General features: G+C 65.8%; 9 protein-coding genes. 4 read left to right on the forward strand and 5 right to left on the reverse strand.

The window, feature by feature from the left end; all coding sequences use genetic code 11:
• Positions 1-3: 3 nt before the first annotated feature.
• Positions 4-2,367, forward strand: a complete 2,364-nt coding sequence (locus GVM20_RS11295) for a TonB-dependent receptor (protein WP_166547297.1) — start codon at positions 4-6, stop codon at positions 2,365-2,367.
• A 57-nt stretch (positions 2,368-2,424) separates the two neighbouring features.
• Here the strand turns inward: GVM20_RS11295 and GVM20_RS11300 are convergent, their stop codons facing one another.
• Entirely contained in the window at positions 2,425-2,895 is a 471-nt protein-coding gene (locus GVM20_RS11300; protein WP_166547298.1) for a hypothetical protein, read from the reverse strand.
• Entirely contained in the window at positions 2,892-3,554 is a 663-nt protein-coding gene (locus tag GVM20_RS11305) for a YggS family pyridoxal phosphate-dependent enzyme (protein ID WP_166547299.1), read from the reverse strand. The genes GVM20_RS11300 and GVM20_RS11305 overlap by 4 nt, the downstream gene beginning before the upstream one ends.
• On the opposite strand from GVM20_RS11305, the gene GVM20_RS11310 reads away from it, so the two are divergent.
• The 3 genes from GVM20_RS11310 (at position 3,553) to GVM20_RS11320 (ending at position 9,263) form a co-directional block, all read left to right on the forward strand.
• On the forward strand, positions 3,553-4,116 hold the full coding sequence (locus tag GVM20_RS11310; RefSeq protein WP_166547300.1) for a thiamine phosphate synthase: 564 nt from the start codon (positions 3,553-3,555) through the stop codon (positions 4,114-4,116). The two genes, GVM20_RS11305 and GVM20_RS11310, sit on opposite strands and share 2 nt — an antisense overlap.
• Before the next feature lie 184 nt (positions 4,117-4,300).
• On the forward strand, positions 4,301-6,718 hold the full coding sequence (locus tag GVM20_RS11315; protein ID WP_166547301.1) for an FtsK/SpoIIIE family DNA translocase: 2,418 nt from the start codon (positions 4,301-4,303) through the stop codon (positions 6,716-6,718).
• 178 nt (positions 6,719-6,896) lie between these two features.
• Entirely contained in the window at positions 6,897-9,263 is a 2,367-nt protein-coding gene (locus GVM20_RS11320; protein WP_166547302.1) for a TonB-dependent receptor, read from the forward strand.
• A 7-nt stretch (positions 9,264-9,270) separates the two neighbouring features.
• Here the strand turns inward: GVM20_RS11320 and GVM20_RS11325 are convergent, their stop codons facing one another.
• From GVM20_RS11325 to GVM20_RS11335, 3 genes are read right to left on the reverse strand one after another with little or no spacing between them, the layout of a single operon-like run.
• Positions 9,271-9,825: a GDYXXLXY domain-containing protein gene (locus GVM20_RS11325; RefSeq protein ID WP_166547303.1), complete on the reverse strand. Its 555-nt coding sequence runs from the start codon at positions 9,823-9,825 to the stop codon at positions 9,271-9,273.
• Positions 9,822-10,973 carry a DUF2157 domain-containing protein gene (locus GVM20_RS11330; protein WP_166547304.1) on the reverse strand — a complete coding sequence of 384 codons (1,152 nt, stop codon included), beginning with the start codon at positions 10,971-10,973 and terminating at the stop codon, positions 9,822-9,824. The genes GVM20_RS11325 and GVM20_RS11330 overlap by 4 nt, the downstream gene beginning before the upstream one ends.
• Positions 10,974-11,017: 44 nt before the next feature.
• Entirely contained in the window at positions 11,018-12,079 is a 1,062-nt protein-coding gene (locus GVM20_RS11335; RefSeq protein ID WP_199799572.1) for a substrate-binding domain-containing protein, read from the reverse strand.
• Between the last annotated feature and the right edge of the window lie 176 nt (positions 12,080-12,255).

The following is a 12,255-nucleotide window of genomic DNA, read 5'->3' on the forward strand; positions in this document are numbered from 1 at the left end:
AACATGAAGATCGCACAATCCCTGCCGAGCCACCTCCGGCTCGGCAAGCTGGCGCTGCTCGTCACCACCGCCGCCCTTCTTCCCGTCGCTGCCCATGCGCAGGACGCTGAAGCGCCCGCGCAGGAAGAAACGACCAGCGCGCTCGACAGCATCAACGAAATCCTCGTCACCGGCACCAAGACCAAGGATGCCGAAAACGTGCAGGACGTGCCGCTGGCCGTGACCGCGTTCAACGCCGGCACGCTCGAAGCCTTCAAGATCCGCGACATCTCGGGCCTGTCGTTCCAAGCGCCCAGCGTCAGCCTTGACCAGGTCGGCACCAGCCGCGGCACCGCCAACTTCTCGGTGCGCGGTCTGGGCATCAACTCGTCGATCCCGTCGATCGACCCGACTGTCGGCGTGTTCGTTGACGGCGTGTACCTCGGCATCAACGGCGGCGTCGTGTTCGACCTGTTCGACCTCGATTCTGTCGAAGTGCTGCGCGGCCCGCAGGGTGTCCTGTTCGGCCGTAACGTGACCGGCGGCGCGGTGGTGATCAACACCGGCAACCCGACCGAGGATTTCCGCGGCAAGTTCCGCGCGGCCGTGGACGGCCCGGCGCTCGATAGCGGCCGCGGCGGCGCAAACTACACCGTCAGCGGCGTGATCAGCGGCCCGATCGTCGAAGACGTGCTGCTGTTCAAGCTGGGCGCCTATTACAACAAGGACGAAGGCTACTTCCGCAACCTGGCGGCCGACACCATCCCGACCTTGTCGCGCAACCACGGCAAGGCCGAAACCAAGATCCTGCGCGGCGCACTGGAAGCGCGGCTCGGCGGTCTGACCCTGCTCGGCAAGCTCGACTATTTCGAGAGCGATGGCGATGGCCCCTCGGCCCAGAACCGCGGGATTTTTGATCGCAACACCTATGATCTGGCGATCGACAACCCCGGCGGCTACGCCAACGAGATCTGGACCGGCTCGCTCACCGCAACGCTGGATATCGGCGCTGGTACGCTGACCAACGTGTTCGGCTGGCGCAAGTATGACGCGACCACCGATGGCGACATCGATGCGACCCCGCGCTTCCTGTTCCACTCGGAAACCGAAACCGCGCAGGAGCAGTTCTCGAACGAGCTGCGCTACGCGATTTCGACCGAAAGCGGGCTCGACCTGACCTTCGGCGGTTTCTGGTTCGATCAGAACCTCGCCTATACCGAACAGCGCGCGCTGCCGCTTGCCAGCCCGCTCCAGTTCTTCGGCGGTGGCCGTCAGGATCACGAAGTGCTCGGCGTGTTCGCCAATGCGCAGTACGAAGTGATCGACGGTCTCTCGGTCATCGCGGGCATCCGCTGGAACCAGGAAACGAAGGACGCCGCTGTCACCTATGTCCGTCCGCGTCCGGCCTGTTCGGTGGTAGATGGCACCTGCCCGACCTCGGGCCGCAACCCGGTCCTGCTCAACCCGGTGACCGGCGCGTCGACCGAGAACAACGGCTTCACCGACCGCGTGCGGTTCCGCAACGTCTCACCGAAGCTTGGCCTCCAGTACGAATTCGGCGACAGCCAGGTCTACGGCCACTGGAGCCGCGGCTTCCGTTCGGGCGGCTATAACTTCCGCATCACCAACGCCAATGCCTTCGAACAGATCGCGCTGGCACCGGGCGGCTCGCTCGCCTTCGACGAGGAAAAGGTCGACACCTACGAAGTGGGCGGCAAGTTCCAGACCGCCGATGGCGTGTTCACCTTCAACGTCGCGGGCTACATCACCAAGATCGACAACATGCAGCGCGAGGTGAACCAGTCGTCGCCGACCGCCGGTGTGGCCCAGTCGATCTTCAACACCGCCAACGCCTCGATCAACGGGATCGAAGCCGAAATGCGGCTGCGTGCGACCGACGCGCTGATCCTGACCGCCAATATCGGCGTGATCGACGCCGAGTATACCGAGATCCTGTTCGACATCTCGGGCGATGGCCAGATCAACGGGCGTGACCTGGCGCTGAGCCTGCCGCGCGTTCCCCCGGTCACGGTGGGCGCGGGCCTGATCCACGAACTGGATCTGGGCAGCAGCAACATCCTCACCCGCGTGAACTACCAGTACCGCGACACGGCGGCCTATACCGACGACAACTTCGGCTGGCTGAACGACATCCACCAGCTGGAAGCCAACGTCACCTGGAACACCCCGGTCGAGGGCCTGTCGCTCTCGATCTACGGGCGTAACCTGTTCGATCAGGTCCAGGAAGGCGGCGACACGCAGGTTCCGTTCGGCGGCCCGCTGTCGACCGGCGTGCGCCTGCCCTTCGCGGATCGTCCGGCAGCAGGCACCTTCAGCCCGCTGCTGCGCGGCCGGAACGTCGGGATCGAAGCTTTGTTTGAGTTCTAAGAAGAACTCGGGCGTGAAACAGAAGAGGGCGCTCCGGCAACGGAGCGCCCTTTTTCGTTAGTCCTCGGCGGTGGCGAGCAGCAGCGCGATCGCGGTGTCGTCGAAGGCGACGAAGGCCCATTCGAAACTCGCAGGAGTGATCGGATTCCAACCGAAATACATCCGGTTGGTCACGATCTGGCGGGTGCGGGCGTCGAAGCAGGCGAGGAAATCCTCGGCCATCGCTAGCGCATCCGCCTCGCCCAGCCACGGCTCGTGCGAAAACACCATGTGGCACGCAAACGCCTCGACCAGCGCCGCACGGGCCGAGCGGGCGCCGTCAGGTTCGGCCTCGGCATCGAGCAGTTCCCAATTGCCGCCAATCGGCTGATAGCCGAGGCTGGTGACCAAAGCGTCAGCGCAGGCAGAATGCAGGCCCGGCGGCTGTTCGAGCGGCCGCGCCGCGATGCGGACTTCGGCAGACCCCGCGCACAGCGGCTCCCGCCATGTGGCAATGAAGGCGTCGAGCCGGGCGAGCGCCTCGCTCACCCCCGCGATCCGAACAGCGCGGTGCCGACCCGGATATGCGTCGCTCCGAGCATCACCGCCGTCTCGTAATCCCCGCTCATCCCCATGCTGAGGCCGGTGAGGCCGTGATCCGCCGCCAGCTTGGCGAGCAGCGCAAAGAACGGCGCGGCTTCGGTGTCGGCGGGGGGAATGCACATCAGCCCAGCGAGCGGCACATCGGCGGCGCGCACGGCCTCCAGAAACGCGGGCAGATCGGCAATCGGGCAGCCGCCCTTCTGCGCCTCGTCCCCGATATTGACCTGCACGAAGCACGGCACCCGCCGCCCCGCCTTGTCCATCGCCTTGGCCAGCGCGGTCAGCAGGCTCGGCCGGTCGAGCGAGTGGATCACGTCGAACAGCGCGACCGCTTCTTCGGCCTTGTTCGATTGCAGCTGGCCGATGAGGTGCAGTTCGATATCGGGATAGCCTTCGCGCAAAGCGGGCCATTTGCTCTGCGCTTCCTGCACCCGGTTCTCGCCGAACACGCGCTGACCAGCGTCGATGAGCGGCTGAATCGCAGGTGCCTCGTGAGTCTTGCTGACCGCAATCAGCGTGACGTCAGCCGGCTCGCGCCGGGCGGGTTTGCACACCTTGGCAATATTGGCGCGGACATCGGCGAGGCGGGACGCTGCATTTTCCATGGGGGCGCTCTATAGCGGGTGCGTGACGCGCGCAAAGCCCCTCCCCGCCCTGTGGCTGATCAGCGATGCGCGCAATGACGCGGGGTTGGCACGCGCCTTGGCGAAGCTGCCGCGCGGATCGGGGTGGATCTATCGCCATTACCATCTGGCCGGGCCGGAGCGTTACGCCCGGTTCCGCGCCTTGCGGCGGATCGCGCGGGCCAGGGGTCATGTGACGATCCTCGCCGATTCGGCCCTGACCGCGCGCGAGTGGGGGGCAGACGGGATCTATGGCGCACCTCGCTCACTGACCCCGCGGCGCAGCGGCCTGATCCACCTCGCCACCGCGCATGACCTTGCCGAGCTGGGGCTGGCGGCGCGGCTGGGGGCGGACGCGGCGCTGCTTTCGCCGGTCTTCCCGACCCGCTCCCACCCCGGCGGCGGGGTGCTGGGGCCGGTGCGGTTCCGGTTGCTGGCACGGCAAGGGCGGCTGCCGGTGATCGCCCTCGGTGGGATGACCCGGCACCGCGCACACACACTCCAATGGCCGCGCTGGGCCGCCATCGACGGGCTTTCTTGTTAGCCGCAGCCCCTCCGGGCTGCGAAATCCTCGCTCACGCGACCTGAAGGTCGCATCCCTGCGGTCGGCCGGTCGGCCTTGCGGCCCTTGGGCCGATCTCAGCCACACAGACCAATGTCGTTCATCGCTCTTTCCTTGACCCGAGTCCGCCGAGGATTCATGATGTGTTCTGCACAGGAGAACCCCCATGGCCAGCCGCGCGGTCACACCCGTCAAACCCGGTCGCCAGACTGATGCCGAATGGCGCGCAGGTCTGCGCCGCAGCTTGCGCCGAATCGCGCAGATGACCGGTGCCGGGCTGCTGCTGGGCGCTGCGGTGTTTCTGGCGCTGGCGCTGGCGAGCTACACCCAGACCGATCCCAGCGGATCGACCGCGGCTGATCCGGACGAAGTCGCCAACTGGATGGGCGCTATGGGCGCTTGGGCGGCGGACAAGGTGCTGCTGATCTTCGGCCTGCCCGGCGTGCTGCTGCTGCCCTTGCTCTATGTCTCTTCGCGCAAGCTGTGGCGCGATGTCGAGAATGGCGACGTGCCCGAAACCACCGCCTGGTGGATGCCCACCGCGCTGCTGCTGATCGCCATGACTCTGATCGCGACCGTGCTGAGCCTCGCTTTCGAAGGACAGGGCGGCACCCTGCCCGCGCAGGCAGGCGGCCTGTCGGGGCTGCTCGGCGCCGGCGCGATCCAGGCGGTGGCGGCGCGGTTTGGCGCGGATGCCGAAGGCTGGGTGATCCTCGGCCTCGCGCTCACCAGCCTTGCGGTCGGCGTGGGCCTGCTGACCCGGATTTTCGCGATCGACTGGCGCGTGCTGATGAGCCTGCCCGAATTTCTGGGCGGCGGCTCGCTGTCGGGACTGATGCGCCGCCTGCCGCTGCCGGGCCGCGAATCTGTCCCGGCGCTCGGCTTTGCCGGTGACGACGCGGACGAAGATGATGATGTTGTCGCCCCGCGTCCGCGCCGCACGCTCAAGGGTGAGGCGGCGGCAGAGCCAACGCCGCAGCCTCCGCGCCGCCCGCCGGAAATCAGCGACCCCTCCGCCCCGCCCAAGCGCGCGGCGGCGGGCAAGACCGCGCAGACCGACATGTTTGCGCCGTTCAACCTCCCCAGCCTCGACCTGCTCGCCGAACCGCCGGTCGACAAGGCGCCCAAGCTCGACAAGCTGGCGCTGGAACGCAACGCCCGCCTGCTCGAAAACGTGCTCGACGATTTCAACGTGAAGGGTGAAATCACCGCCGTGCGTACCGGCCCGGTGGTGACGATGTACGAGCTGGAGCCCGCCCCCGGCATCAAGGCCAGCCGTGTGGTCGGCCTTGCCGAAGATATCGCCCGCAACATGAGCGCGATCTCGGCGCGCGTCTCGCCGATCCCCGGTCGGACCGTGATGGGCATCGAATTGCCCAATCAGGATCGCCAGGTAGTGATGCTGAAGGAACTCGCCGCCTGCGCCGATTTTGCCGAGGCCAAGGGCAACCTGCCGATCATCCTCGGCAAGGATATCGCTGGTGAGCCGGTGATTGCCGATCTGGCCGCGATGCCGCACCTGCTGGTCGCGGGCACCACCGGATCGGGCAAGTCGGTCGGATTGAACGTGATTCTGCTGAGCCTGCTCTACCGCTTCACGCCGACCGAACTGCGCCTGATCCTGATCGATCCCAAGGTGCTCGAACTCAAGACCTATGACGACATCCCCCACCTGCTCTCGCCGGTGGTGACCGAGCCTGCCAAGTCGGTGCGAGCCTTGAAATGGGCAGTCGAGGAAATGGAGCGGCGCTACCGGATGATGAGCGCAATCTCCTCGCGCAACATCACCTCGTTCAACGAAAAGGTCAGCGCCGCGATCGCCAAGGGCAAGCCCTTGGGCCGCCGGGTGCAGACCGGCTTCGATCCCGAGACGGGCGAGCAATTGTTCGAGGAAGAACAGCTCGATTACCAGCCGCTGCCGCAGATCGTGCTGATCGTCGACGAACTGGCTGACTTGATGGTGACGGTGGGCAAGGAAATCGAAGTCCTGATCCAGCGTCTCTCGCAAAAGTCGCGCGCGGCCGGCATCCACCTCATCATGGCCACCCAGCGCCCCTCGGTCGATGTCATCACCGGCGTCATCAAGGCCAACCTGCCGACCCGCATCAGCTTCAAGGTGACCAGCCGAATCGACAGCCGCACGATCCTGGGCGAGCAGGGAGCCGAACAGCTGCTGGGCAAGGGCGATATGCTCTACAAGCCCAACACCGGCGCAATGGTGCGCGTCCACGGGCCCTTCGTCTCGGACGAGGAGGTCGAAGCCATCGCCGATCACTGGCGCGCGCAAGGATCGCCGACCTATATCGACGCCGTCACCGAAGAGCCCGAGGATGGCGGCGGGTTCGGCTTCGACGATGAATTCACCGCCTCGGACAACCCGGAAGAACGCAAGTACCGGCAGGCCTGCCAGATCGTGTTCGAAAACCAGAAGGCGTCCGGTTCGTGGCTCCAGCGCCAGATGGGTGTCGGCTACAACACCGCGGCCAAGTGGATCGAGCGGATGGAGGAAGACGGCTTCGTCGGCCCGGCGAACCATGTCGGGCGGCGCGAAATCTACCGGGATAAGGACGGCAATCCGTTGTGATGCTTTGCGTCCCCCCCCGTTGCGCAGCAATGGGGAGGGACTGGGGGCCTGCGATGCAATTCGGCAACGCCTTCAAATTGTAAGCCCCGCGTAACGCTGCTTTCATCGCGCCGTAGCGGGCGCGTCACGCATTGGTGCCACGGGCAAGGCCTCTCTCATGCAACAGGGAAGCCAGAACATGAACCGCACCACCCTCTCGCGCGTCTCGCTCGTCGCGGTCGCCACCATCCTCGCCGCCGCCCCGCAGACCGCCTTTGCGCAGGACGCCGAAGCGCCGGCGGACAGCGAAACCGCCTCGGGTAACGAGATCATCGTCACTACCCAGAAGATCGAGCAGCGCGCCGTCGACGTGCCGATCACCATCACCGCCACCACGGGCGAGCGAATCCGCGACCTCGGCATCACCGATCTCGACGAGCTTTCAAGCTACGTCCCCGGCCTGCTGATCCAGGAGCAGAGCGCCAACAACCCCGGCATCGTGATCCGCGGCATCACCTCGGATAGCGGCTCGGCCCAGCAAGGCCCGCGCGTCACGCTCTATTACAACGGCGTCGACATCTCGCGCTCGCGCGGCTCCTATCAGGCGATCTACGATCTCGAACGTGTCGAAGTGATCAAGGGCCCGCAGGCGACCCTGTTCGGCACCGCCAGCGCCGTGGGTGCGATCAGCATCGTCTCCGCCCGTCCGCGGGAAGGCTTTTCGGCCGAGGTGCGCGGCGGCTATGGCAACTTCAACCAGACCCTGCTCGGCGGTTTCGTCAATGTCGGCAGCGACACGCTGGCCTTCCGCCTCGCGGGCGAATGGCGCACGCGCGATGGCTATGTCGAGAACCTTTCTCCCAATCAGGACGAGGAACTCTACGCGCAGGATCAGCTCGGCCTGCGCGCCTCGCTGCGTTGGAGCCCGACCGAGGATCTGACGGTCGACCTCGTCGGCACCTATGACCAGCAGCGCAATGGCGGCACACCGTTCATTTCGGGCCGCTTCCCGGCCTTCACCGGCGCACCGGGCGGGTCGGCCAATGCCTTCCGCGATGCCAATCTCGGCGGCAACCCGGCGGGCGCGGCGGCGCTGGGCGACGACCAGCTCGGCCTCAACCGCGAGGTTTACGACATCAACCTCACCATCGACCACCAGTTCGACACCGACTGGAGCTTCACCACCGTCAACGGTTACCGCAAGTTTGACAGCGCCGAAGTGTTCGACGCCGACGGCAGCGCCGCGCCCTTCCTCGAATTCGCCGAGATCGCCGATGGCTGGCAGGTCAGCCATGAAGGCCGCTTCACCTATACCGGCACCAAGCTGCGTTCGAGCTTTGGCTGGAATGCCTTCATCGAGGACGGCCGCCAGAACGTGCCCTTCGCCACCGAGGAAGGCACCTTCCTCCAGTGCCTCTCCTCGCTGTTCGGCGCGCCGCTGGTGCCGGGCATCGCCTGCGTCGCGCCCAACGGCTCGGTTCCGGCGAGCGGCGTGACCGCGATCCTCACCGGCGGAGCGGCGACCGCGATCCCCTACACCTCGGTGTTCGAGAACCAGGGCCGCAACGAAGCCTATTCGCTGTTTGCCGATGCGACCTGGATCCCGTTCGAAAGCCTCGAACTGACCGCAGGCATCCGCTGGCTGACCGAATATCGCGGCTCGGAATTCTTCGCCCGCGTGCCCAACAGCCAGATCAGCCGCGCGGCGCTGATCCCCGGCCAGATCGACACCGGCGGGCGGACGTTCTCCGCCGACAAGTGGTTCCAGGCGTGGCTGCCGCGCGTCAATGCACTCTACCGGATCAACGACGATGTGAATGTCTTCGCCACCATCTCCAAGGGTCGCCGTTCGCCGGTCGTGCAGGTCGCCGCTGCGCGCAGTGGCGGGCGTCCGGTCCCCAACGTCCAGACCATCGCCGAGGAAACCGTCTGGAACTACGAAGGCGGGATCAAGCTGGCGACGGGCCGCGTGTCGGGATCGATCGGGGTCTATTATCAGGTCTATAACGACTTCCAGGTCTCGGTCGCGCAGCTCGATGCGCAGGGCAACCCGACCGGCGCCTTCGTCACCCAGAGCGCGGGCAAGGCCTCCAACCTTGGGGTTGAGGCGGAGCTGGCGATCGACGTGACCGACTGGCTCAATGTGTTCAGCAATGTCGGCTATATCGACGGCGGGATTGACGAGGACGGCGCGTTCTCGCCCGCCTTCTCGGGCGCGCGGTTCCGGTTGCAGCCGGAAATTCAGGCCGCGGGCGGCTTCACCGTCAATTACGAATTCGGCAACGGGATGCGCTTCTTCGCCACGCCGAGCGTGACGCACCGCAGCCGGATCTTCTTCGAAGTTCCGAACAACCCGCTGATCGCGCAGGAAGCGGTAACGCTGGTGAACGCGCGCGCCGGGATCAGCTTTGCCGATGAGCGCTACGAGATCGCCGGCTTCATCCGCAACGCCTTCGATGAAGACTATCTGCTCGACGCGGGCAACACCGGCGGCGCGTTCGGCATCCCGACCTTCATCCCGGCCGAACCGCAGTTCTACGGGGTGGAAGTGACCGCGAAGTTCTGACCGCGCCCTAGCGGGACTTGATGGCGGGCGGGGGAAGCAATTCCTCCGCCCGCTGCGCATCACGCGCGGCGATTTCGGCGGGGGTGAGCGGGCGGAAGCGGATGGCGATGGGCGTGAAGCTGCCGTCCTCGCGCTGGCGGATGGTGACTATGCCGCGCTGGTCGCCGCTGCGGAGTTGTTCCTCAAGCTGGGCAGCGCGGTCCTGCCCGATATAGAGGCGGCCGGTCATCAGCGCAGAGATGCCGTAGACCCCGTTACCATCGGTGGTGATCGGATGGGGGCACGCGGCTGCATCATCTGCGGCAGACACGGCATCAAGGCGCGGCGGCTTACCGGCAAGACACAGTGCTGCGGGCCACTGGTCGAGCTCTCGGGCATCGAACCCCGGCCAATCGTAACTGAACTCGACATAGTGCCCGCGCAGGTAATCGCGCGGATCGTAGCCTTGGATTGGGACCTCCCATTCGGTGCCCTGATGGTAGGTGCGGTCACTCTGCGCCCACAGCGCGCCGAGGCCGAGCACGGGGACAACAACAGTGGCGAGGCGGATCAGGCGGTTCATGCGCCGGGCTCCTCACGTGGAGCAAAGCGTTTGGACACTCGCACCGCGACCCATGCGACGCTGAGGATCATCACCCCCGACAGGATCAGCCCGAAGCCGCTCGTCAGCAGATCACCCGCCAGCTCGAAACTGAGGATGATGAGCCGCAGCGCAATCACGCCGACGGCGAGCTGGAACACCCCGCGCCACTGCGCCGCCAGCGCGGCGGCGGCGATGCCGGCCCATAGGGCCATGAACAGCAGCGCGGCGGGGACGGTGAGATCGTTGCAGGCATAGGCGAACACCAGCACGCCCCCGGCCCCGGCGATGATCGCGCCGGCCATCCGGCCCGAGGCGGTCGGCCGCGCCAGCATCACGCCGAGACCGGCGATCACCAGCACCGCACCGCTCACCGCCATGCTCGCCCATTCACGGAGCAGCGCGGTTTCGCCAAAAGCGTTGGCACTGGCGATCGCGCAGGCGAAGGACGCTCCGGCCACGGCATAAGCGAGCGCCAATTGCTCTAGTCGCCGCCAGAAACCCGGGCGATCACTGCGTGCGCGCAAAGCGGCGGCGAGCGGCGCGAAGGCAACCGGGCAAGCGATGACGAAGGCAAGCCACATCAGCCAGCCAAGCCCCGGATCGCGCGCCGCGCCGTAGCCGGTCATGGCGGTGGCATATTCCCACACTGTCCACACCATCCCGCCGACCACCGCCAGTGCGGCAGGCCAACTCCGCCCCATCAGCAACAACAGCGGCGCGAACAGGGCCAGCCACACGGCCAGCGGCTGCCACAACGGCGAAGAGGTCTGATAGACCTGCCCGAGATGCCCGAAGAAGGTGAGGCCCAGCGCCGCGGTGACAAACACCAGCGCCTCGACCGCCCAAGGAGACTGCTCCGCCAGCCGCTGCTCGCGCAGGAACAGCGCCGCCAGCAGCCCGGCAATCAGCGCAAAGTGAAGCGAAAGCCGCACCAGACCGGGAATATCCTCCCAGTTAGCCGCAATGACTGACACCAGCCCCAACCCGATCGCCAGCGCGCCGATCCCGAACACCGCCCACAGCACCAGCGGGCGGGCGTGTTCGGTCTCGTAGGCGAGCAGCCGGTCGCGCGTGGCCGCGTCGATCAGGCCGGCCTCTTGCCATTGGACGATCTTGCGCGCGCTCATCGCGCCACGCTACCCGCTCGCCCGCTGCCGGGCAATCGGCGCGGCTATTTGGCTTCGAGTTCGGCCTTGGTCAGCACGACCATGTTCTGAACCTTGGCGGCGTTGGCCGTCATCGCTTCGTCCGGCATGGCCACCATCCCGACCTTGGCGAGCGGGCCAGTCTTGCCCCAGCTCTTGACCCATTCCTTCATGAAGTCCTCAAGCCCCGGGATCGCGCGCATGTGCGCTTTCTTGACATAGACGAACAGCGGACGCGCGCCGGGGTATTTGAAGCTGGCGATGTTGTCATAGGTCGGATCGACCCCGTTCATCGGCAGGCCCTGCACCCGGTCGGCGTTTTCTTCCATGTAGGAATAGCCGAACACGCCCACGGCGCGCGGATTGCCGACGATCTTCTGGACGATGAGGTTGTCCTGCTCGCCCTGGTCGACATAGCCGCCATCATCACGCACTTCGGTGCAGATCTGGCGGTATTCGTCCTCGTTGCTGTCCTTGAGCGCCTTCATCGCCGGATCGGTCTTGCAACCGACTTCCATCACCAGTTCCTTCAGCGCATCGCGGGTGCCGGAGGTGCTGGGCGGGCCGTAAACGAGGATCGGATCGGCCGGCAGCGCCGGATCGACATCCTTCCAGGTCTTTGCGGTCTGCGGCTTGCCGTAAGGCTTCGCGGCGAGCGCTTCATAGATCGTCTTGGGCGACAGGTTGAGCATGATCCCGCCGCGTGCCGAGGCGAAGGCGATGCCGTCCAGCCCGACTTGCAGTTCAATGATCTCGTCGACCTTGTTCGACGCGCAGCTATCGAATTCCGATGGCTTCATCCGGCGCGAGGCGTTGACCATGTCGGGGGTGTTGGGGCCGAGCCCGGAACAGAACAGCTGGATGCCGTTCCCTGTTCCGGTCGATTCAATCAGGGGCGAGCGCTTGTCCGGGAAGGACCGGGCGAAATTCTCCGCCACCAGCTTGGCAAAGGGATAGACGGTCGAAGAACCCACCGCGTGGACCGACTGATTGGCCGAACCGTCGCCGCTGTCACAAGCGGTCAGCGTTGCAGCCCCCAGCGCCATCAAGCCGCCGACTTTGAAGAACTTTTTGATAGAATGTGCCATGATTATTCCCGATGAGTTCGGATCGAACCCCTGCCCAAATGGCGCAAAAGCCGCGCCCCGATCCGCCCCTAGGCGGACTTCATGACAAGCTTATGACTATCCTTCGCCACGGATCGGCATGCTGAATCTTTTGAACACAGCAATTTAGGTGACTGCACGCAACTGCATGAGAATGC

It is taken from the genome of Porphyrobacter sp. SLTP (assembly GCF_009905735.1).
GTDB lineage: Bacteria > Pseudomonadota > Alphaproteobacteria > Sphingomonadales > Sphingomonadaceae > Erythrobacter.